This window comes from Mangrovimonas sp. CR14, assembly GCF_011764015.1.
In the GTDB taxonomy this organism is placed as follows: Bacteria; Bacteroidota; Bacteroidia; order Flavobacteriales; family Flavobacteriaceae; genus Mangrovimonas; species Mangrovimonas futianensis.
Map to the genome: position 1 here is coordinate 83,788 of NZ_JAAFZY010000009.1, position 22,909 is coordinate 106,696.

Sequence of the window (22,909 nt, forward strand, 5' to 3'; positions counted from 1 at the left end):
TTTAATTTTAATTTTTTTTCTCCTTAAACTTGTCAAACTGTGAAGCTTCTTCCGTTTTAGGGAAGCTGTTGTTAGCCGTTTCCACATCGGCAAATTCAAAATTAGGATCCAAGATCACCTGTTTTACTTCCTTATCTTTGACAAAGGTTTTGGTAATCTCATATTCATTATAGCGCCATACTTCAGCAGGCAAACGGTCTGTTTCGCTGCTTCCATCAGTATATTGCCATTCTATGGTTACTGGCATAACGAGTCCGCCCACATTTTTAATGGTTACTTCATAAATGTTTTTTCCAGACAGGTTGTTGCGTATTTGAGTTTCATCTAATCGGGATAAAAAACCACCGTAATTGTTATCTGGTGTTTCGGTCATGGTAATCATTTCAGGTCCGCCAGAGAAATCGGTAGCAACCGTTTTGGTATCCTGTCCTTCCACCTGTATCTTGGTCTTTTTTTGTTGGTCTTCAATATTTTGGTCTTTTTCCTCTACCCTAAACCATTTTACCTGACTTAATTCCATGTCGGTTTTGTCGGTAGTAAAAAACCATCCGCGCCAAAACCAATCCAAATCGGTAGCAGTAGCATCTTCTAGGGTTCTAAATAAATCAGCTGGGTTGGGATGTTTGTATTTCCATCGGTTGGCATACTCTTTAAAAGCCTGGTCAAAGAGTTCTTTTCCGATGACTGAGTTTCTTAAAATTTGCAATCCAACTGTTGGTTTTTGATAAAAATTGGCTCCAAACTGTGTCAGCAATTCATTGTCTGAAGAGGTCATGATAGGTCTCATGATATCTTGGTTTCCATTCATAAAGGGAACGATGGATTTGGGAGTGGTATGGCTAAATTGCGGGTATTTTTCAGCAACCGTTCTTTGGTGTAAAAAGGTGTTAAGACCTTCATCCATCCACATCCATTGGCGCTCATCTGAGCTTACAATCATAGGGAACCAATTGTGGCCCACTTCATGAATGATGGTTCCAATCATACCAGCTTTGGCCATATCGCTTATTTTTCCATTTTTTGGACGACCACCATTAAAACTAATCATGGGAAATTCCATACCAATATTCGATGTGTTTACCGAAATGGCAACCGGATAAGGGTATTCAAAAGTGGCTTCCGAATACACTTCCAAAGCAGCAACTACGGCTTTGGTTGATTCTTCTTCCCATACCGGAAGTCCCTCATTGGGATAAAAAGACATAGCCATGGTGACGTGGTCTGAAAACTGATGCGCTTGTGCATCCCAAATAAATTTTCTGGAGGTGGCCCAAGCAAAATCCCGAACATTTTCAGCCTTAAATTTCCAGGTTTTCATCTTACTGGATTTGCTCTGCTCATTTTTTAAGGCCTCTTCTGGAGTAATAATTAAGACTGGCGCGCCAAAAGACTTTTTCGCCTCGTCCAAACGTTTGCGTTGTTGCTTGGAAAGCACTTGCTCCTCATTTTGAAGTGAACCTGTCGAGGCGACCACATGATCTTCGGGAACCGTGATTTCAACGTTGTAATTTCCAAACTCTAGCGCAAATTCACCCAGTCTTCTAAATTGTTTATTTTGCCAACCTTCGGTATCATTATAAACGCACATCCTAGGAAACCAGTGGGCAATTAGAAATACAGCGTTGTCATCTTTTGGGAAATATTCGTAACCTTCACGGGAAAGCATAAACATGCTTCGGTCTGTAATCGGGTAGGACCAAGATATTTGGAATTGAGTGGTTTCCCCAGATTTTAAAGGCGAATCCAAAAACACTTTCATCATGGTCTGGTTGACTAAAGTTTTAAGGTCTTTGCCAGACGCATTTTTCACATATTTGATGGTGTGACCAGCAGGGAACTCAATGGCGCGGGTTAAGTATTGCATGTTCAAACTGCTAATGGAGTCCCTAACACCACCAAAGGCATCACCAAAACTTTCGCCTTCTTTTTTGTTGACATTCTGCTCAAGTTGCATCCATACATAGGTCAATTCGTCTGGGGAATTGTTGTAGTAAGTAATAGTTTCTTCACCAGACAAGACTTTCGTTTTTTCGTCAAGGGATGCTTTAATGTTGTAATCGGCGCGTTGTTGCCAGTAATCTCTGCCCGGAGCACCGCTAGCAGTTCTGTAGGTGCTAGGAGGTGTGATGAGGTTGTCAATGGGTTCAAACTTTCCTTGCCATGGTTGCTTTTGTGCATTAATTAATAAAGGAAGGAATAATAAGTTTAATACAAGAAAAATACGTTTCATGAGGATGAAAAATTAAAGATGCAATTAAGGTACTAAATTTCCTTCGTACAATAACCGTATGGAAATGGAATATTAAATAGGAGTATTTTAAGATTTATTAAGAAAACTATATTTAATTAACAAACTGTATTTGATTTTTTGTTGTTCAAAGTGTTTGGCTTCCATATCTTTGCATGCCCAGTATTATTATAAATTCGACATTCAATAATTAGTAAAATAATGACAGCTAAAAAAGATTTAACCTTTGATGTGTTAATAGAAATTCCAAAAGGTAGTAGAAATAAATACGAGTACGATTTTGATTTAAAGAAAATTAGATTTGATCGTATGTTGTTTTCTTCAATGATGTACCCAGGAGATTATGGATTCATTCCTGAAACGTTAGCATTAGATGGAGACCCATTAGACGTATTGATCATGGGGCATCAGCCAACATTCCCAATGTGTGTGATGGAGGTGAAACCAATTGGAGTTTTCCATATGACAGATGAAAAAGGGCCAGATGAGAAATTGATTTGTGTTCCTGTTTCAGACCCTATCTGGAGTAGCAAGAGTGATATCAGTGAATTGAACCAACACCGTTTGAAAGAAATCGAACACTTCTTTGAAGTTTATAAAGATTTGGAAGAAAAGAAAGTTGATGTTGGTGGATGGGGAAATGCCCAAGAAGCTTTGGATATTTACCACGATTGTTCTGAAAGATACGAGAACAGTGACCATAAAGAAACAGGTGATTTCACAATCTAAAAGATTTTAAATTAACGAATTCTCAAAAACCTCTTAATATTATTAAGGGGTTTTTTATTATCATTGTTTTTCCTACATTTAAACCAACAATATTTCAATTACTAATTTTAATTCAATTTTATGGAAAAGAATATGATTTTTGTGCCAATGGCATTGGCAATTCTTGGCCTGCTTTTCATGTTTGTAAAAATGGCATGGGTGAAAAAGCAAGCTCCGGGAAATGAGAGGATGCAGGAGATTTCAACTTCAATAAAGGAAGGTGCTCTCGCCTTTTTAAATGCCGAGTATAAATTATTGGCAGTCTTTGTGTTGATTGCTTCGGTTGCCTTGTTTGCCATTTCGTATTTTGTTCCAACAACCCACTGGATTATTATTGTAGCTTTTATTTTTGGAGCTATTTTTTCTGCTTTGGCAGGTAATATAGGTATGCGTGTTGCTACCGAGGCCAATGCTAGAACAGCAGAAGCCGCTAAGACCAGTCTACCACAGGCATTAAAAGTGTCTTTTGGAGGTGGAACCGTCATGGGATTGGGAGTAGCTGGATTGGCTGTATTGGGTCTTAGCTTGTTCTTCTTCCTTTTTGTCAAAATGTTTATAACGGGTGAAGGTGTTTTCTATGAAGAAATGACCGTGGCTTTGGAAGCTTTGGCTGGTTTCTCTCTTGGAGCTGAGTCTATTGCCTTATTTGCACGTGTTGGAGGTGGTATATATACCAAAGCGGCTGATGTTGGCGCGGACTTGGTTGGTAAAGTAGAGGCTGGAATCCCAGAAGATGATCCAAGAAACCCGGCAACCATTGCAGATAATGTGGGTGATAATGTGGGAGATGTGGCTGGTATGGGTGCTGATTTGTTTGGTTCCTATGTGGCAACAGTTTTAGCATCCATGGTGTTAGGAAACTATATGATTCGTGATATTGCTGATATCTCAGGAGTTCCTTTTGCAGATAACTTTAGCAATATGGGGCCTATTTTGTTGCCTATCGTAATTGCTGGAGTTGGAATCGTTGCTTCTATTATAGGAACCCTATTGGTAAAAGTTTCCAGTAATGATGCTAAAGAGCCTCAAGTACAACGTGCATTGGACGTTGGAAACTGGACGGCAATTATTTTAACCTTGATTTCTAGTTATTTTCTGATTAAATGGATGCTGCCATCTGTAATCGATATGAAGTTCTTTGGGGAAGCCAATCCGGTTCAAATTTCATCAATGAATGTGTTTTGGGCGACCCTAATCGGACTTTGTGTGGGTGCTTTGATAGCAACAGTGACAGAACACTATACCGCCCTGGGTAAAAAACCCGTATTTAGTATTGTACAGAATAGTTCAACAGGATCGGCAACCAATATTATAGCCGGACTTGCCATAGGGATGAAATCTACTTTCTTTTCGGTGATATTATTTGCTGCAGCAATTTTTGGTTCTTATGAATTGGCTGGTTTTTATGGAGTTGCCATTGCAGCTTCAGCGATGATGGCTACCACAGCGATGCAATTGGCTATTGACGCTTTTGGACCTATCGCTGATAATGCTGGTGGAGTAGCAGAAATGAGTGAGTTGGATCCTGAAGTAAGAGAACGCACTGATATTTTGGATTCTGTTGGAAATACTACAGCTGCCATTGGAAAAGGATTTGCTATCGCTTCAGCGGCTTTGACGGCCTTGGCATTGTTTGCGGCTTATGTGACCTTTACTGGAATTGAAGGAATCAATATTTTTAAAGCGGATGTATTGGCCATGTTATTTGTAGGCGGTATGATACCCGTTATATTTTCAGCTTTGGCTATGGAATCCGTTGGGAAAGCGGCCATGGAAATGGTAAAAGAGGTGAGAAGACAGTTTCGTGAGATTCCTGGGATTATGGAAGGGACTGGCAAACCAGAATATGCCAAATGTGTGGATATCTCAACCAAAGCGGCTTTAAGACAAATGATTTTACCTGGATTGATTACCATTATTACACCTATTATTGTTGGCTTTGTTTTTGGTGCAGAACCATTGGGAGGTTACATGGCAGGAGTTTGTGTGAGTGGTGTTATGTGGGCCATCTTTCAAAATAATGCTGGAGGCGCATGGGATAATGCTAAAAAATCCTTTGAGGCCGGGGTAGAAATTGATGGGAAAATGACATACAAAGGAAGTGATGCTCATAAAGCAGCTGTAACAGGTGATACTGTGGGAGACCCATTTAAAGATACTTCTGGACCTTCCATGAATATTTTGATTAAATTGACTTGCTTGGTAGGTTTGGTGATAGCTCCAATATTGGGTGGACATTCTGAAGAAGGTGTTGCTCAAATGGATAAGCCACAAATAACCAAAGAAGTGAAAGTTGAAATGTCTGTTTTGGATGATAATTTGGCTAGGGCCATTGTTGAGACAACTACCGTTGAAAATGGGCAAGTAGTGGTAGACGAACGTGTTATCAGTGGTACAAAAGAAGAAGTTCAAGCTAAGTTGGAATCCTTGAAGGATGGAGCTTCCAATATTGAAATTGAAACTGAAGTGAACTAAACCTAGTTTAAAATATATAAGAACCACATCTGATTTGATGTGGTTTTTTTATTACTTTATATTATGACTTGGTTCAAAAAAGATCCCCTTCAGATTATTGTTTTCCAAACGTATGGAACAGATTCCCATTTTTATGCTCGGGGAAGAGCGCTTGAGGACGAATCCATTGACTTGGAAGATCAAAGCTTTTTCACCTTGTTGGTCAACTCTTGGAAGCGCTTTGAAACAGATGAGCTTAAAAGAGCACCGTTAAAAATACGTTTGCCAAATGGGAAAGTATATGAAGTATTAACAGATGACGGTGGTTATTTTCTATTGGACGAAAAGGTTCAGGGTTTAACCGCCTATACTAATGAGGAATGTTGGTTGAAATTTGAAGTGTCTTACGGCGATTTTAAGCATAAGCATCCCATACAATCTGAGAACAGATTTCCAGGTGAGTTGTTGGTGCCGGATCTAGATTCCGATTTTGGGATTGTTTCAGATATTGATGATACCATCATTCATACGGGAGTGGCGTCTAAACTCAAGTGGCGTGTTTTATACAATACGTTTTTAAAGCATGCTGGGAATCGGATTCCTTTAAAGGGGGCTCCCGAGTTTTATCATTTATTGCATCGCGGCACTACAGGAAAAAAAAGTAATCCCATCTTTTATGTAAGCCATAGTCCGTGGAATTTATACAGGTATTTGGAGTATTTTCTAAAGAAGAACAATTTTCCAAAAGGCCCCATTGTTTTGCGGACATTCCCTAGATTGTTCCGATTTAAAAAACGGGATGAAAAACCACACAAACAGAAGGAGATTGTCAATATTCTAAAAGCCTATCCCGATCTGAAATTTATCTTAATAGGGGATAGCGGCGAACATGATCCCGATATTTATATTGAAATAGCTGAATCACATCCAGATAGAATTCTTGCCATTTATTTGCGATCTGTATCCCACAAAAAGAAATTAATACGAGTGAAAAGTCTAATAAAAGATTATGTCAGAACGCCTGTTTTGCTGGTCAAAGACAGTGAACAAGCTATTCTTCACGCTAGGGAAAATGGGTTTGTAAAATGATTAGAATAATCCGTTGATTTCGGCGTCAATTCTATTGATGATGCTACCTAAATCTTCTGGGTTGTCTACAAAGTCTAGCTTGTCTACATCAATAATCAGTAGATTACCCTTGTTGTAATTATGAATCCAGGCTTCATAGCGTTCATTGAGCCTACTTAAATAATCAATGCTGATAGAATTTTCATAATCTCTACCGCGTTTATGAATTTGAGCCACCAAATTAGGGATAGTGCTTCTCAAATAGATTAGCAAATCGGGACCTTGAACCATCGTTTCCATCAAATCAAATAGGGAATGGTAGTTTTCAAAATCTCTATTGGTCATCAATCCCATGGCATGAAGGTTGGGCGCAAAAATATAGGCGTCCTCATAAATGGTTCTGTCTTGAATGATGCTTTTACCACTTTCTCTAATCTGAAGTACTTGCCTAAAGCGACTGTTCAAAAAGTAAACTTGCAAATTGAAGCTCCAGCGCTCCATTTGATTGTAAAAATCATCCAGGTAAGGGTTGTCTACCACATCTTCCAGTTGGGCTTCCCATTTAAAATGTTTGGCTAATAATTTGGTTAAGGTAGTTTTTCCGGCGCCTATGTTTCCTGCAACAGCAATATGCATCTCTAGTTAGATTTTAAGTGGATTTGGTTAAGAAATTTGGAATCGTAAATATACAAGGTTTCGTTGGTTACAAAAAACTGATTTATTAACAAATCGCCCAATACAAGAGGGGTGAAGGTTTCAAAATTTTTATCCAATTGAACCAGTGCTTGGTCCTTAAGAAGGTAGGTGGTTTCATTGAACATGGAAATTTTTGAATAGCCGTCATTTGGTATTTTTTGAACCATACTTCCAAAATAATTGTATTTGTACAAGAAGTTTTGAGTCAAGAGCCAACAAAAATTATAATTACTTGTTATATCCAATACTTGGGAGCTTACCGGTACTGTTGTGGCTCGCACTTTTTTGGTTTTGTAATCATAGAGCTCCAACTTTTGGTTGTCCATATTAAAAAGCCATAGGGTATTGTCATTTCCCGTGGAAATATGACTCACATTTTTATAAGGATTGGAGGTGTTAAAATCAATTTTAAAAATTTCAGCCAAACGATTATCCAATATGATTACCGTATTGAAATCCTTATAGAATAAAAGCATTTTCAATGGGTTGAAGGTATTGGTGGATGTAACATTACCCAATTGAACGTTGCTGTAATTTATTTCCGAAGTATTCGATTTTTTATAAAATATATTATTCTTGGTGTAATATAAGGTCCCAAAATTATCAACGCCTTCTATGCGATCTACATCCAATGGCACTTTTTGAACCAATTCTCCACGGATGGTAGTTTGTCCTATCAGGAACAAGGGAAAAAGTAGGAGGGCAAATTGAATCCATTTCATACGGGATTGAAATTACAAAAATTGAAGCAGAAATCAGCAAACTAATTTGTAACCATATCCTCTAACATTGATAATTTGAATGTTACTATCCTGAATCAATTTTTTTCTCAATTTGGTGATAAACACATCCATGCTTCGGGCATTGAAAAAATCATCATTGCCCCAAAGTTTGTTCAGAATTAAAGAGCGATCTAATACCTGATTTTTGTTTTTTACAAGATGGAACAATAAATGCGCTTCGCGATGCGTTAATTGCTGAGGTTCTTCATGTTGGAATGTTAAGGTCTGTTTGGGGAAATCAAACTGGTAGTGGCCTATTTTCAAAACCTCCGAGTTTTTTTGTAAATTAACTCTATTCAAGAGATTATTTATTCTAACGATGAGTTCCTCCATGCTGAAGGGTTTCTTGAGATAGTCGTTACCTCCTATGGTAAAGCCTTCCACCACATCTTGTGTTTGGGATTTGGCGGTTAAAAAGATAATGGGTATAGAGTCATTCATTGTCCTGATATCCTTAGCCAACGAAAAGCCATCTTTTTTGGGCATCATGACGTCCAAAACCAATAAATGGGGTTCCTGTTTTTGAAAGTTTTCCCAGGCAGCCTGTCCATCAAGGCAGTGGGTCACCTTAAAATTTCTGGTTTCCAAGCTCTCCTTGATGATCATCCCTAAAGCGGGTTCATCTTCGGCCAAAAGTATATGGATATCTTTATCCATGGGGAATGCTTATTGTAAAAGTGGTTTGTTTGGTGTTAGAATCCAAAAAGATGCTTCCATGGTGTTTTTCAATGATGGTTTTGGTGTAAAAGAGACCAATTCCAAAGCCTTTAACATCGTGGGTGTTTCCTTGTGGAACTCGGTAAAATTTATCAAAAATATGTTCTTTATGCAATTTGGAAATGCCATTGCCATCATCAGAAATGGAAAGTAAAACCCGTTTATTTTCTTTACTGAGGGTCATCTTGATGATGTCACCGCCATATTTAATAGCATTATCAAGAACATTATTTATGGCATTTTCAAAATGGAAAGCATCCAAAAGAGCGAAAATGTGTTCATCTGGGTGTGAAAAATGAATGGTTTTGTTCGTTTGTAATTGATGTTTCTGTTTTAATTGCAACAGGAGGTCATTGATATTGTTGGATTCCAGTTTGAGTTCCAAATCATGGCTGTCCAAAGTGGCGGTTTCCAGCAATTTTTCCACCATCATATGTAATTTAGTTAATTGCTGGTTGGAAATATTGAGATACGATTCGGTTCGTTTTTGGTCGCTGAGTGCATTGAAATCTTTTAAACTTTCCAGGGCAACCCCAATTGTGGCGATAGGCGTTTTGAATTCATGAGTCATGTTACTAATCAAGTCATTTTTGACCTCGGCCAATTGCTTTTGGTTGCGAATGACTTTCAATAGAAAAATAAGACAAGCAATAACACCCAAAATCAAGGTTAAGGATATCAAGATGCCCAAGACCATTCTTTTCAGCAAAATGCTGGAAATGTTGGAAAATTGAATGGTCAATTGGCTGCCCTTGGGCAGAAAATTTGATTTTGATTGAGTTTCAAGATAAGGCGGTTCTAGGGTGTTGGGATTCCAAACATGGGCTTTTTTGGTTTCTTCATTCTTTGCTTTGAAACTTAGCTGGTAGGTGATGTCCAATTGCTTTCGGCTCAATTCCTTATTTACCAAATGAGAAAGATTATCTAACGAAATGGAATCTGAATTGATAGAAATCATCACCTTGGAAGTCAATTTTTTAATGTCTAAATACTGAACATTGTTTTTGATGTTAGATTGAATTAAAGAGTCCTTTTTTCTCTCTAAATCGCTTTGGGCAAGTTCCATAATGGAATCGGCACTATATCCCGTGTAAATTTTCACTCCCTTGATGGAATCTTTTGAAAAATCCAGTAACGATTTAGTGGAGTCGAAATGTTTTAAAACTGAGGAAATTTCAGAATGTTCATGATCTGCGGAGCTTATGGTATCATTTACAAAGGAGAAAGCAAAAGTTGTTTTCTCTGCCAATTGGGTGTAGTAATCATCAACGGCTTTGTCTAGACTAGTTTGTACATCATTTACCAATTGGCGTCTGTGGCTTTGGTAGTTTTTGTAATTCCAATACCCTTGGATGCCTATGGTGCTAATTATAACCAAGACAATGACGTAAAGAATGATTTGATATTTGGAATGATTCATAAATCAAAAGTAGATGGAAATGAGAAACTAAACTAATCGGTTAACACACGTTAACACAGGTTAACTTTTTAAAAATTAAGCTTTTCCCATTTTTGTAAGGTCAAAATAACAAATCAAAAAACAACAGTATGAAATCAATAAGTAAAATTTTAGTCTTTGGGCTCCTGTTAATGGGGTCATGGGTATCCGCGCAAAATTTTGTTGGAGAGGCAACTTATAAAACCAAAAGAAAACTGAACATTCAGTTGGATAGCACCAAAGTGAATGGGGAAATGAGAACGCAACTTATGGAAATGCTCAAAAAACAATTTGAGAAAACTTACAAATTGACTTTCAATCAAGAGGCTTCTATCTATAAAGAGGAAGAAAGTTTGGGGTTGCCAAACCCAACGGGAGCTCAAATTATGATGGTTCGGGCCGATGGAGGTGATGGTGAGCTTTATAAGAATACAAAAGAAGGCCGATATGTGAATCAATCGGAACTCATGGGGAAAATATTTTTAATTAAGGATTCCCTAGAACCTCACGATTGGAAGCTGGAGAAAGAAACCAAGAATATTGGGGACTATACCTGTTTTAAGGCTACCAAAACAATCGAGCGCGAAAAAAGGGAAGACAGTATGAAGGTAAATGAAGATCCTGATTTTGAAATCAAGAATCCTGAAACCGAAACGATTACTGTTACGGCTTGGTACACGCCACAAATCCCGGTAAATAGTGGTCCTGCATTGTACTTTGGATTGCCAGGTTTGATCTTGGAAGTGAATGATGGGGAGGAAACCACAATATGCTCGAAGATTGTATTAAATAGTAAAAAGGCAGATCAAATTGTTGAGCCAACAAGCGGGAAAGAAGTAACTCAAAAGGAATTTGAAACCATCGCTGAAGAGAAATTAAAAGAGTTTCAAGAGCGCAATAGTTATAATCGTAAAAAGGATGGGAACAACATAGAAATTAGAATTGGGGGATAATTTTTTAAGTTTTTTTTAACATTTGAGGATTTAACTATTTGGGTTTAAATGAGTCCTATAGCTAACTTAAGTTAATTAAAAACAATCATCGATGAATTCTAGTACTACTCAGAGACTTCTGGTCATTCTATTATTTTTTTCAACTTTTATTCAAGCTCAAGACTTTCAAGGAAAGGCATTTTATGAATCCAAAACAACCATGGATATGGGTAATTTTGGAGGTAGAGAGATGTCTGAAGCTCAGAAGAAGATGATTCAAGAGCGCATGAAAAGTTTTCTTGAAAAGACCTATGAACTAAGCTTTAATAGATTTGAGTCCATTTACAAGGAGCAGGAAAAATTGGATGCACCTGGTCAAGGAGGTGGTTTCAGAATGATGGGGAGTTTTACTGCCGGCCCGCAATACAAGAATGTAAAAGATCAACAATTGTTGCAAGAACAAGAGTTTTTTGGAAAGAAATTTTTAATTAACGATTCCTTACCACAACTTAAATGGACTATGGGTTCAGAGACCAAGCAGATTGGTCAATACACATGTTTTAAGGCTACTGCCATAAAACCTGTCGATGAAATGGATTTTAGAAGTATGAGACGCCGTCGTGATAATGATGAAAAGAAAGAGGCAGAAAAGGAATCGGACTCAACGAAAGTAAAAGATCCTATGGATGAGATCGAGGTGCCTAAGGAAATAGAAGTAGTAGCTTGGTACACACCTCAAATACCAGTAAACCAAGGGCCTGGTGAATACTGGGGGCTACCAGGTTTAATTTTAGAGGTTAATGCAGATAGAACTACCATTCTTTGCTCCAAAATAGTTTTAAATCCAGAAGAAAAAGAAGAAATCAAAAAACCTACTAAAGGCCAAGAGGTGACTCGCAAAGAGTATAACCAAATCATGAAAGATAAAATGGAAGAAATGCGCGAAATGTATGGTGGAAGACGTGGCGGAGGTGGTCATCGACGCTAATTTTAATATTACTTACCAATCAAAAAAATCAAATGAAACAAATAATAATTGTGCTATGCCTTATTATTAGCGGGCAAGCTTTTTCACAAATTACCCTTCAGGGTGTTGTAAAGGATAGTGTTGGAAATCCGTTGGAATTGGCTAATGTCATCGCCATAAACAAAGTAACCAATGCCTTGGAGTCTTATGGGATTACAAATGACAAAGGAAAATTCAAATTGGATTTGGAAACCAATTCCATGTATTCTATTCAAGTGAGTTATGTAGGTATGAAAACCTATAACGAAGAGGTGACCACGGGAGAGTCTAATGTCATCAAGGATTTCACTTTATCATCAGATAATACTTTGGATGAGGTTGAATTGGTTTATGAGATGCCAGTAACGGTTAAAGGAGATACGCTTGTTTATAACGCCGATTCCTTTAAGTCTGGTACCGAACGTAAGCTTGAAGATGTTCTCAAAAAGTTGCCAGGAGTGGAAATTGATGACGATGGTCAAATAAAGGTGGAAGGAAAGACGGTTTCTAAAGTCATGGTCGAGGGTAAGGATTTCTTTGATGGGGATTCCAAATTGGCAACCAAAAATATTCCTTCAGATGCTGTTGACAAGGTTCAGGTTTTAAAAAACTTTGCTGAGGTAGGACAGCTTAGCGGTGTCCAAAACAATCAGGATAACATCGCGATCAACATCAAGCTGAAAGAAGGAAAGGATAACTTTTGGTTTGGTACCGTAACGGCTGGTGCTGGTCTGGCTAGTGAAGATGGTTTGTATTTGGTGCAGCCTAAGGTATTTTATTATAACCCGAAATACAGTATTAACTTCATTGGTGACTTAAATAATATCGGCGAGGTGGCTTTTACGCGTAGAGACTATTTTAATTTTTCTGGAGGATTCAGGATGCCTAGTCGTCAAAGTGGGACCAACATAAGCTTGGGGAATAATAATCTTGGTTTTTTAACTATGCAAAATAACCGAGCCAAGGAGATTAATTCAAAGTTCGCAGCTCTTAATTTTAGTTATTCTCCTAAAAAGACGTTAGACTTAAGTGGTTTTGCCATTTTTACCAGCAACCGAACTAGGATGCAGGAAAACAATTCCATACAGTATACTAATAGCAATCTGGGTATTCCAGATGAAGATACCCAAACCAATACCAACCAGAAAAGTGATTTGGGAATGGTCAAGTTAAGTGCTAAATACAAACCGAATTCTAGCAATCAATTGGATTACGATATTTTAGCAAGAACGTCAAAGGAGTCTCAGGACCAATATGTGGTGTCCTCTGTTTTGGGGAATACCGATCAATCGGAAAACTCAGATCCATATAGTATCAATCAGAATTTGAACTATTACTATACCCTAAACGATAAAAATATATTTGCCTTGGAGATACAGCATTTGTTGCAGGATGAGGATCCCTTCTACAATGCAGTCTTGGAGAATATGGATGGACCTGATGATGCAGATAACTATTATTCAACCGCAGATGGCTTGGGGCTGGATTTAAATCAATCAGTTTATAATATCAATCAAGAAAAACGTGTCAAGACGAATCAGTTGGATGCTAAATTGGACTATTGGTATGTCTTGAATCAAAAAAGCAATTTAAACTTGACCTTAGGAACCATTTATAGCAATCAAAAATTCAACTCCAATATATTTCAATTGTTGGATAGTAATGAAACATTAGATCCTGCTCCCTCAATAAACGACGGACTCATAGGAAATGATATCAATTACACATTTTCTGATTTATATATGGGGTTACACTACCAATTAAAGGCAGGTATATTTACCTTTACTCCTGGTTTTTCGGTGCATTCTTATAGTTCAAAAAATGAACAATTCAACATTGATTATACCAATAATTTCTTCCAGTTTTTACCCGATTTTGACACGCGTATCCAATTGAAAAAAAGTGAGCATATCAACATAAACTACCGAATGCAAACACAATTTACCGATGTCAATCAGTTGGCAGAAGGTATTGTCATGAACAATTACAATTCCTTTTTTACGGGTAATTATGCTTTGGAAAATTCGTTGTCACATAATGTGAGTTTGACTTATTTCAGCTTTAATATGTTCAACTATACCAATGTGTTTGCCAACATCAATTATAACAAAAACATTGATCAAATACGTAATCAATCCATTTTTGAAGATGGTAGCGTGATTCGTTTGTCATCCCCTTTTAATTCTAATTTTTCTGATGAAAGTTTAAGTGCCAATGGTCGTTTTCAGCGTACTTTTAAAAAGTTGAGAGCCACGGCAAGTGCCAATTTTAGTTATACCAAGTTTAACCAGTTCATTAATGGACTTCGTTCTATCAATGAGAATTACAATCAAAACTACAGAATGCAATTGGGGTCCAATTTTAGGGAGGCTCCTAATTTTGAAGTGGGATACCGTTTTGGGATACAGGACTCCGATTTAGGAACTACTTATAACAAGACCTTTACCAATGCGCCAAGTGTCGAGTTTGATGCTTTAATTTGGAAGCGATTTACCTTTAGAACAGAGTATGCTTATACGCGTGTCAGCCCTCAAGATCGAGAGGCGCAGGTGTTTGATTTTTGGGATGCCAGCTTAAATTACCGTAAGGATCAAGATGCTAAGTGGGAGTTTGAATTGAAGGCAACCAACTTGTTAAATACCCAGTCGCAGTCACAAACCAATGTGTCAGACTTTTCTATAAGTATCAACGATTACTACATACAGCCACGATTTATTACGTTGAGAGCGGTTTATAATTTATAAAACAAAAAAGCCTTCCAACTTGGAAGGCTTTTTTGTTTTTAAAGGTATTCGGCTTATAAACCAAACGCTTCTTTTACTTGATCTACATAATCCAATTTTTCCCAAGTAAACAATTCCACATCTAGGGTAACGGTTTCCCCGTTAGGTTGTGAAAAAGTTTTGGTTACAATTTCGTTATCTCTTCCCATATGGCCATATGCAGCGGTTTCACTATAGATGGGTTGTCTTAGTTTTAGGCGCTCTTCAATAGCTGCTGGTCTCATGTCAAAAATTTCAGAAACCTTTTTTGCAATCTCACCATCAGACAGGGTCACATTTTTAGTGCCGTAGGTATCTACAAAAATTCCCATTGGTTCTACGACTCCAATAGCATAACTTACCTGTACCAATACCTCGTCACATACACCAGCAGCTACTAAGTTTTTAGCAATGTGTCTTGTGGCGTAAGCAGCACTTCGGTCTACCTTACTTGGGTCTTTACCTGAAAACGCTCCACCACCGTGGGCGCCTTTACCACCGTAAGTATCCACGATTATTTTTCTACCAGTTAAACCAGTATCACCATGAGGTCCTCCAATGACAAACTTGCCAGTAGGATTGATGTGGTATTTGATATCGTCATTAAAAAGTTCTTGGTTGCGTTTAGGTAATTGAGCTACCACTCTTGGAATCAAGATGTTCTTAATGTCGGTTCTTATTTTTTCTAACATGGCCTCGTCCTCGTCAAACTCATCATGTTGCGTAGATACCACAATTGCTTCAATCCGTTGTGGAATATTGTCGTCGCTATATTCAATAGTTACCTGTGCTTTTGAATCGGGGCGTAAATAGGTAATGTCTTTATTTTCTCTTCTTAAAACAGCCAGTTCCTTCAAAATAACATGAGAAAGGTCTAATGCTAAAGGCATATAATTATTGGTCTCTTTGGTGGCGTATCCGAACATCATTCCCTGGTCACCGGCACCTTGCTCTTCCTTGCTAGCTCTATCAACTCCACGATTGATATCGTCAGATTGCTCGTGGATGGCAGAAAGTACCCCGCAGGAATTTCCGTCAAACATATACTCGCCTTTGGTGTAACCGATTTTATTGATAACGTCCCTGGCAATTTTTTGAACGTCTAAATAAGTATGTGATTTAACCTCGCCAGCCAAAATAACCTGTCCTGTAGTTACTAGCGTTTCGCAGGCAACTTTGGAATCCTTGTCAAAGGCCAAAAAGTTATCAATTAATGCATCGCTTATCTGATCTGCAATTTTATCTGGATGTCCTTCAGAAACACTTTCCGAAGTAAATAAATATGACATATTACTTTAATTTTTCCGAGAAAAGGAGAGGGATTGCAAGAGAATACTTGTAGCAAGTACTGCTTTAGCATTGTTTTATAGAGGTTGCAATCAGTTCAAATCTTTCCTCGTTATTAATATCGTGGGCAAAACTACGAATTTAATCTGTATTGAAAAACTAAAGTAAGTTAAAATGAAAAAGGGCCATTTGAAAAAAAATGACCCTTAAAATATCTGATATTAAATGCTTTCTAATGTTCGTTCAAACGAAAGTCAGGATAGGCATCCATGCCGTGTTCGTGAGCATCCAATCCTTCCAATTCCTCCCTTTCTGATACGCGAATACCCATGGTTTTTTTGAGGGTGAAAATGATGAGAAAAGCACAGGTGGAACAAAAAATACCATAGCATGCAATCCCGATTAACTGACTTAAGAATTGATCCATTCCTGCCAAGTTTCCAAAGATTCCAACGGCAAGCGTTCCCCAGATTCCACATATTAAATGTACTGCAATAGCACCCACAGGGTCATCAAGTTTTAATTTATCAATCAAAGCAACACCTAAAACGATTATAATTCCGGCAACAACCCCAATAAATATGGCGTCAGATGGACTCATTTGGTCAGCTCCTGCTGTTATACCAACTAAACCGCCTAAAATACCATTCAGCAACATGGTTAAATCCATGTTTTTATACATCAAAGTTGAAAATATAGAGGCAGACATACCTCCCGCTGCTGCGGCTAAACATGTGGTAACTAAAGTAATTGAAGTGGCGCTTGGGTCGGCTGATAATACTGATCCGCCATTGAATCCAAACCAACCTAACCATAAGATTAGGACCCCAGCTGTAGCTAGAGGAATGTTATGACCTGGAATGGCTTGTGGTTTGCCATTTTTGAATTTCCCAATTCTGGGGCCCAATAGGCAAACAGCAACCAAAGCTGCCCAACCCCCAACGGAGTGTACAAGGGTAGATCCTGCAAAATCATAAAAAGGAGTATCCATTTGGTCCAAAAAACCCGTTCCCCATTTCCAAGAGCCCGCAATAGGATAAACCAAGCCAACGTAGATGATGGTGAAAATCATAAACGGGCCTATTTTTATACGTTCGGCAACGGCACCAGAAACGATAGTTGCTGCTGTGGCTGCAAACATACCTTGAAACAGGAAGTCGGTCCAATAAGTGTAACCGCCATCTGCATATTCGGCTGTCAAACCATTTTCAGGAAGGGAGAGTCCAAAAAGGTCAATGAAGTAATCTGGTAAAACACCTCCAAGACAAAAACTTCCGGGATACATCAGGTTGAAACCAATAATGTAGTAAAGAAGCAGTCCAGAAGTGATGATGAACATATTTTTAAATAGGATGTTGATGGTGTTTTTCTGTCTGGTTAAACCGATCTCCAAAAAACCAAAGCCTAGGTGCATAAAAAAAACCAAGGCGGTACAAATCATCATCCAAACATTGTTGATAGTTAATTCCATAGCTATTAATTATTTTAAAGTATCTCCTCCTTTTTCTCCTGTTCGTATTCTGTAAACTTCATTGATGTCGCTTACAAAAATTTTTCCATCACCAACGTCACCCGTAGCAGCCGATTTTAAAATGGTCTTTATGGTGATTTCCTCAAAATCATCATTAACTACAATAGATAAATGGCGTCTTTGAATGTCGCTGGTACTATAGGATACACCACGATAAACATGGCCCTCTTTTTCATTGCCTACTCCGGTGACATCCCAATAGGAAAAGAACATGACCCCAACCTCGTGTAAGGCTTCTTTGACTTCGCTGAATTTTGATTTTCTGATGATGGCTTCGATTTTTTTCATTTCAAAAAAATTAGAACAAATTTTTCGGGTGTAAATCTATAAAAAAAGACATTATACCCTAAAAAAATGATGGTTAAAACTTAATAATTGATAAAAATGAGCATTCAACCCCTTTTAAAAATAGGGTTGAACTTAAAATATGTTTAAATTCTGTAATCGTAGGCCTATAGCCGGTTTGCGGGCTTTTATTTCTGATTAAAATTGATAAAAGTTGATGATTTTAACAAATTAACATCGTAAAATTTCTGTTTTTTATTTTAAAGTCGATAATAATGAGGTTGATTATTTTTTTTATTAAAAAAATGATAAGGGTATTTTAAGAAATTCGTAATAATGATTGGATTTTAAGGATAGGGCTTCTTTATTCCGTAACTTAGAAATCCTTTTCCCCCAATTTTAATAGTTAAAAATGAAAGAACAATGATGAAGAAACAAGGATTGTATTTGCCCGAATTTGAACACGATAATTGCGGTGCCGGTTTTATTTGTAGTCTTACAGGTAAGCGTTCCAATGATATCATTCACAAGGCGCTCGAAATTTTGGTAAAACTTGAGCATAGAGGAGCCGTAAGTGCTGATGGAAGAACTGGTGATGGCGCTGGTATTTTGATTGATATTCCACATGACTTTTTTGTGAAGAATTGTGGCTTTGAATTGCCCGAACGCGGACAATATGCAGTGAGTAATGTGTTTCTTCCCAAGAAAATTAATCAAACAGATTATTGTGTCACTGTTTTTGAAGAGGCCATTAAGGAGCAAGGTCTCAAGCTTCTGGGGTGGAGAAATGTGCCTGTTGACAACTCAAATATTGGTAGAATAGCTAAGGTTTCCGAACCTACCATAAGACAAGTTTTTATAGGTAAAGAAAATGATGAGCAAACCGATTTTGATTTTACAGTAAAGTTATACACAGCTAGAAAAATAGCAGAACATACCATTTATAATTCTAGGGTTTCTGAGGCCAGTTTTTTCTATTTACCCAGTTTGTCAACCAAGACCATTATATATAAAGGACTTTTGATGCCTGAGGATATTAGTGTCTATTACAAGGATCTACAAGATCCTTTATTGGATGCCAAATTAGCCTTGGTACATCAACGGTTTTCTACCAATACCTTCCCAACTTGGGATTTGGCTCAGCCCTTTAGATACATGTGTCATAATGGAGAGATAAATACTTTAAGAGGAAATGTGTCTCGAATGTTTTCCCGTGAAGAGCTAATGAAAAGTGACTTATTCGGAAAGAATTTGAAGCGGGTGCTTCCTACTGTTCTTAAGGGAAAATCGGATTCTGCCCAAATGGATATGGTGGTTGAAATGTTGTTGATGACTGGCAGAAGTTTGCCAGAAGTCATGATGATGTTGGTTCCTGAGGCTTGGGAGAAAAACCCTGAAATGTCTGAAACCAAAAAGGCATTTTATGAATTTAACTCCTGTTTAATGGAGCCATGGGATGGTCCGGCCTCTATTCCTTTTACCGATGGAACATACATTGGTGCGCTATTGGATAGGAATGGCTTGAGACCATCAAGGTATACGGTTACCAAGGATGACTATGTCATCATGTCTTCAGAAACGGGTGTTTTAGAAATCGATCCAAAAAATGTCAAATTCCATGGCCGATTGGAACCGGGTAAAATGTTCTTGGTGAACATGGATGAAGGACGAATTGTGAACGATGAGGAAATTAAGGAATTAGTCGCCTCCAAGCATCCTTATCAGCAATGGTTGAAGAATAATTTAATACACCTTAGGGATATTCCTTATGGTGACGGACCCATCATTCATCTGGAAGAAGGTCTTCATAAAAGACAAACTGTTTTCGGTTATACCCAGGAAGACTTGAATACCATTATTAAACCAATGGCTCAAGGAGGTAAAGAACCGATCGGTTCTATGGGGAGTGATACCCCCATAGCGGTATTGTCTGAAAGGCCACAACTCTTATACAATTATTTTAAACAACTGTTTGCTCAAGTAACCAATCCGCCATTGGATGGTATTAGGGAGGAGTTGATTACAGATATCAGTTTGACCTTAGGTAGTGATACCAATATTTTTAAGATAAACGAGAAGCATTGTAGGAAGCTGAAAATTCAAAATCCAGTAATTTCCAAACAGGATTTAGATAAGATCAAACACTATGATAAAAGCCCTAATTACCAAGTAACATCCATTTCCATGTTGTATGAAGTGGGCAAGGGTGTTAATGGTTTGGAAGAACGGCTCGAAGCTTTGGTTAAAACAGCTTCGGAGGCTATCGATAGTGGCACAAATATTATTATTTTAAGTGATCGTGGCGTCAATGATAAGAAAGCACCTATTCCAGCTTTATTGGCTTGTTCTTATGTGAACAACGGACTTTATGCTTTAGGGAAACGCTCCAAAATAAGTATCATCATAGAATCTGCAGAACCAAGGGAAGTTCATCATTTTGCCCTATTGTTTGGTTATGGCGCTAGTGCCATTAATCCGTATATGGTTAATGAAATTATCAAAGAGCAATTAAAAGAAAAGGAAATTGTAGATGTTGATTTTATAACGGCCATTCAGAATTACAACAAGGCAGTCGGTAAAGGGATTTTAAAGGTCATGAACAAGATTGGGATTTCAACCCTTAACTCCTATAGGGGTGCCCAGTTGTTTGAATGTATTGGGATCAACACCAAAACAGTGGAAAAGTATTTTCCAAATACGGTGACAAGGATTCAAGGTATTGGTTTGCATGAAATTGAAAAGGAAATAAGGAAAAGACATAAAGCGGCCTACAAGGCCAAGGATATTGAGGCTAATTTGGATTTGGAAATTGGGGGACAATACAGATGGAGGAGAAATGGAGAAAAACATATGTTCAATCCCTTGTCTGTTGCCAAATTGCAAGAAGCGGTTCGTCAAAACAACCCGAAAACCTATAAGGAATATTCGCAGTTGGTCAATGACCAGTCAAAGGCATTGATGACACTCAGAGGTATGTTTGAGTTTACAAATTTTGACCCGATACCTATTGATGAGGTAGAACCTTGGACAGATATTGTTAAACGCTTTAAAACGGGTGCCATGTCTTATGGTTCCATAAGTAAAGAGGCGCATGAGAATTTGGCCATTGCCATGAACCGTATTGGAGGAAAAAGCAATTCGGGAGAAGGAGGAGAAGATCAAGAGCGGTTTTATAAGAGTCCGGATGGTGATTGGCGAAACAGTGCCATCAAGCAGGTGGCTTCGGGTCGTTTTGGGGTGACTTCAAATTACCTGACTAGCGCTCAAGAAATTCAAATTAAAATGGCTCAAGGAGCCAAACCGGGAGAGGGTGGCCAATTGCCAGGTCCTAAAGTGAATAAATTTATTGCCAAAACGAGAAACTCGACCCCTTATGTGGGATTGATTTCGCCACCTCCTCATCACGATATTTACTCCATTGAGGATTTATCCCAATTGATTTACGATTTAAAATCAGCCAATAGAGAGGCCCGTATCAATGTGAAATTGGTCTCCGAGGTGGGAGTGGGTACGGTTGCTGCTGGTGTGGCCAAAGCCAAGGCAGATGTGATTTTAATCTCTGGTCATGATGGCGGTACAGGGGCTTCACCGCTTACTTCCTTAAAACATGCCGGATTGCCATGGGAATTGGGTGTTGCTGAGGCGCAACAAACGTTGGTGATGAATGATTTAAGAAGTCGTGTGGTTTTAGAGTGTGACGGACAATTAAAAACTGGAAGAGATGTAGCCGTTGCCTGCTTGTTGGGAGCTGAAGAATTTGGATTTGCTACGGCACCATTGGTGGCATCTGGATGTATCATGATGCGGGTATGTCATTTAAATACCTGTCCTGTAGGTATCGCAACCCAAAATCCGGAGTTGCGTAAAAAGTTTGAAGGAAAACCAGAGCATGTTGTTAATTACATGTATTTCGTGGCTCAGGAATTGCGAGAGATTATGGCCCAGTTAGGATTTAAGACGGTTGATGAAATGGTCGGGCAAGTTCAAAAATTGGATCGTAATCGAGCTATTGAGCACTTCAAGTCTTCAGGAATCGATTTGTCACCCATTCTGCATGTAATTCGTACACCGAAGCATGTCAAAATTCACCATGCTGAGAACCAAGAACATCATTTGGAAACGCACCTTGATTTTAAAATTTTAGAAATGGCTCATCCTGCCATTTTTAGGAAGGAAAAAACCTATCTCGATTTCAAAATCACCAATATAGACCGGGCGGTAGGGGCTATTTTAAGCAATGAAATTTCAAAAATATATGGGGCCCAGGGCTTACCCGAAAACACCTTGAATTTGAATTTTACAGGTTCGGCAGGTCAAAGTTTTGGAGCTTTTGGAACCAAAGGACTTACCATGATTGTTAACGGAAATACCAACGACTATTTGGGGAAAGGTCTTTCAGGAGCTAAACTAATAATAAAAGTTCCCGAAGAATCGGATATTATTCCGCAAGATAATGTCATAACTGGCAATGTGACTCTTTACGGAGCGACCTCTGGTGAAGTTTATATCAATGGAAAAGCTGGAGAGCGTTTCTGTGTTAGAAATTCGGGTGCCAAGGCCGTTGTAGAAGGAATTGGCGACCATGGTTGCGAATACATGACAGGTGGTGTAGCTATCATTCTTGGAAAAGTAGGTAGGAATTTTGGTGCTGGTATGAGTGGTGGTATTGCCTTTGTTTTAGATGATTCCAAAACCTTTAAGGCGCATTGCAATTCAGAACACTTGAATCTATTGCCCGTTGAGGAGGAGCAGGATATCTTACTTCTGAAGGAGTTGGTAGAAAACCATTACAATGCGACCTTGAGCCCTTTGGCTCAAAAAGTATTGGAAGAATGGGAAACGTATTTGCCTCAATTTATTAAGGTATTACCTGAAGAATACCGTCAGGCATTAATTAAGTTGGAAGAGGAAGAAAAAATGGTTACGCAATAAACG

At 38.3% G+C, this 22,909-nt stretch carries 15 protein-coding genes; 7 read left to right on the top strand and 8 right to left on the bottom strand.

The features are described from left to right. Nucleotides 1–7 precede the first annotated feature (7 nt). Complete coding sequence (locus GZ212_RS15455) at nucleotides 8–2,230, bottom strand: M1 family metallopeptidase (RefSeq protein WP_166962231.1); 2,223 nt, start codon at nucleotides 2,228–2,230, stop codon at nucleotides 8–10. A 219-nt stretch (nucleotides 2,231–2,449) separates the two neighbouring features. Here GZ212_RS15455 and GZ212_RS15460 point away from each other — a divergent pair, with 219 nt between their 5' ends. The 3 genes from GZ212_RS15460 to GZ212_RS15470 all read left to right on the top strand — a co-directional run bounded on the left by GZ212_RS15460 (nucleotide 2,450) and on the right by GZ212_RS15470 (nucleotide 6,559). Then, the gene (locus GZ212_RS15460) at nucleotides 2,450–2,977 is read left to right on the top strand and encodes an inorganic diphosphatase (RefSeq protein ID WP_053969780.1); all 528 of its coding nucleotides are present in this window, start codon (nucleotides 2,450–2,452) and stop codon (nucleotides 2,975–2,977) included. A 120-nt stretch (nucleotides 2,978–3,097) separates the two neighbouring features. Continuing rightward, nucleotides 3,098–5,491 carry a sodium-translocating pyrophosphatase gene (locus GZ212_RS15465; RefSeq protein WP_166962234.1) on the top strand — a complete coding sequence of 798 codons (2,394 nt, stop codon included), beginning with the start codon at nucleotides 3,098–3,100 and terminating at the stop codon, nucleotides 5,489–5,491. Between the two features lie 63 nt (nucleotides 5,492–5,554). Next, a complete protein-coding gene (locus GZ212_RS15470) occupies nucleotides 5,555–6,559 on the top strand; it encodes an App1 family protein (protein ID WP_166962237.1) in 1,005 nt (334 codons plus the stop codon). Here GZ212_RS15470 and GZ212_RS15475 read toward each other — a convergent pair whose 3' ends face one another. The 4 genes from GZ212_RS15475 to GZ212_RS15490 are packed head-to-tail and all read right to left on the bottom strand — an operon-like array spanning nucleotide 6,560 to nucleotide 10,153. After that, complete coding sequence (locus tag GZ212_RS15475; RefSeq protein WP_053969777.1) at nucleotides 6,560–7,174, bottom strand: deoxynucleoside kinase; 615 nt, start codon at nucleotides 7,172–7,174, stop codon at nucleotides 6,560–6,562. 2 nt (nucleotides 7,175–7,176) lie between these two features. Beyond that, on the bottom strand, nucleotides 7,177–7,956 hold the full coding sequence (locus GZ212_RS15480; protein ID WP_166962240.1) for a hypothetical protein: 780 nt from the start codon (nucleotides 7,954–7,956) through the stop codon (nucleotides 7,177–7,179). Nucleotides 7,957–7,989: 33 nt separating this feature from the next. Then, nucleotides 7,990–8,673: a response regulator transcription factor gene (locus tag GZ212_RS15485; RefSeq protein ID WP_166962243.1), complete on the bottom strand. Its 684-nt coding sequence runs from the start codon at nucleotides 8,671–8,673 to the stop codon at nucleotides 7,990–7,992. Then, nucleotides 8,666–10,153, bottom strand: a complete 1,488-nt coding sequence (locus GZ212_RS15490; RefSeq protein ID WP_166962246.1) for a sensor histidine kinase KdpD — start codon at nucleotides 10,151–10,153, stop codon at nucleotides 8,666–8,668. The genes GZ212_RS15485 and GZ212_RS15490 overlap by 8 nt, the downstream gene beginning before the upstream one ends. Before the next feature lie 128 nt (nucleotides 10,154–10,281). Between GZ212_RS15490 and GZ212_RS15495 the strand changes: the two genes are divergently transcribed. The 3 genes from GZ212_RS15495 to GZ212_RS15505 all read left to right on the top strand — a co-directional run bounded on the left by GZ212_RS15495 (nucleotide 10,282) and on the right by GZ212_RS15505 (nucleotide 14,853). Further along, nucleotides 10,282–11,124 carry a GLPGLI family protein gene (locus tag GZ212_RS15495; protein ID WP_166962248.1) on the top strand — a complete coding sequence of 281 codons (843 nt, stop codon included), beginning with the start codon at nucleotides 10,282–10,284 and terminating at the stop codon, nucleotides 11,122–11,124. Nucleotides 11,125–11,215: 91 nt separating this feature from the next. Further along, a complete protein-coding gene (locus GZ212_RS15500; RefSeq protein WP_166962251.1) occupies nucleotides 11,216–12,091 on the top strand; it encodes a GLPGLI family protein in 876 nt (291 codons plus the stop codon). Between the two features lie 32 nt (nucleotides 12,092–12,123). Further along, nucleotides 12,124–14,853, top strand: coding sequence for a carboxypeptidase regulatory-like domain-containing protein (locus GZ212_RS15505; RefSeq protein WP_166962254.1), 2,730 nt, complete (start codon nucleotides 12,124–12,126; stop codon nucleotides 14,851–14,853). A 53-nt stretch (nucleotides 14,854–14,906) separates the two neighbouring features. Here GZ212_RS15505 and metK read toward each other — a convergent pair whose 3' ends face one another. The 3 genes from metK to GZ212_RS15520 form a co-directional block, all read right to left on the bottom strand. Beyond that, nucleotides 14,907–16,160, bottom strand: coding sequence for a methionine adenosyltransferase (metK, locus tag GZ212_RS15510; RefSeq protein ID WP_166962257.1), 1,254 nt, complete (start codon nucleotides 16,158–16,160; stop codon nucleotides 14,907–14,909). 230 nt (nucleotides 16,161–16,390) lie between these two features. Further along, the gene (locus GZ212_RS15515; RefSeq protein WP_053969769.1) at nucleotides 16,391–17,629 is read right to left on the bottom strand and encodes an ammonium transporter; all 1,239 of its coding nucleotides are present in this window, start codon (nucleotides 17,627–17,629) and stop codon (nucleotides 16,391–16,393) included. Between the two features lie 9 nt (nucleotides 17,630–17,638). Further along, on the bottom strand, nucleotides 17,639–17,977 hold the full coding sequence (locus GZ212_RS15520; RefSeq protein WP_053969768.1) for a P-II family nitrogen regulator: 339 nt from the start codon (nucleotides 17,975–17,977) through the stop codon (nucleotides 17,639–17,641). A gap of 423 nt (nucleotides 17,978–18,400) precedes the next feature. Between GZ212_RS15520 and gltB the strand changes: the two genes are divergently transcribed. Next, nucleotides 18,401–22,906 (top strand): glutamate synthase large subunit, encoded by a 4,506-nt coding sequence (gene gltB / locus GZ212_RS15525; RefSeq protein WP_166962417.1) that lies wholly within the window; start codon nucleotides 18,401–18,403, stop codon nucleotides 22,904–22,906. Nucleotides 22,907–22,909 lie beyond the last annotated feature (3 nt).

Coding starts and splice junctions, on each gene's coding strand:
- GZ212_RS15505 (WP_166962254.1), top strand. CDS start 12,124: ATGAAACAAATAATAATTGTGCTATGCCTTATTATTAGCGGGCAAGCT.
- GZ212_RS15485 (WP_166962243.1), bottom strand. CDS start 8,673: ATGGATAAAGATATCCATATACTTTTGGCCGAAGATGAACCCGCTTTA.
- GZ212_RS15495 (WP_166962248.1), top strand. CDS start 10,282: ATGAAATCAATAAGTAAAATTTTAGTCTTTGGGCTCCTGTTAATGGGG.
- GZ212_RS15500 (WP_166962251.1), top strand. CDS start 11,216: ATGAATTCTAGTACTACTCAGAGACTTCTGGTCATTCTATTATTTTTT.
- GZ212_RS15520 (WP_053969768.1), bottom strand. CDS start 17,977: ATGAAAAAAATCGAAGCCATCATCAGAAAATCAAAATTCAGCGAAGTC.
- GZ212_RS15480 (WP_166962240.1), bottom strand. CDS start 7,956: ATGAAATGGATTCAATTTGCCCTCCTACTTTTTCCCTTGTTCCTGATA.
- GZ212_RS15475 (WP_053969777.1), bottom strand. CDS start 7,174: ATGCATATTGCTGTTGCAGGAAACATAGGCGCCGGAAAAACTACCTTA.
- GZ212_RS15455 (WP_166962231.1), bottom strand. CDS start 2,230: ATGAAACGTATTTTTCTTGTATTAAACTTATTATTCCTTCCTTTATTA.
- GZ212_RS15515 (WP_053969769.1), bottom strand. CDS start 17,629: ATGGAATTAACTATCAACAATGTTTGGATGATGATTTGTACCGCCTTG.
- GZ212_RS15460 (WP_053969780.1), top strand. CDS start 2,450: ATGACAGCTAAAAAAGATTTAACCTTTGATGTGTTAATAGAAATTCCA.
- GZ212_RS15465 (WP_166962234.1), top strand. CDS start 3,098: ATGGAAAAGAATATGATTTTTGTGCCAATGGCATTGGCAATTCTTGGC.
- GZ212_RS15470 (WP_166962237.1), top strand. CDS start 5,555: ATGACTTGGTTCAAAAAAGATCCCCTTCAGATTATTGTTTTCCAAACG.
- metK (WP_166962257.1), bottom strand. CDS start 16,160: ATGTCATATTTATTTACTTCGGAAAGTGTTTCTGAAGGACATCCAGAT.
- GZ212_RS15490 (WP_166962246.1), bottom strand. CDS start 10,153: ATGAATCATTCCAAATATCAAATCATTCTTTACGTCATTGTCTTGGTT.
- gltB (WP_166962417.1), top strand. CDS start 18,401: ATGAAGAAACAAGGATTGTATTTGCCCGAATTTGAACACGATAATTGC.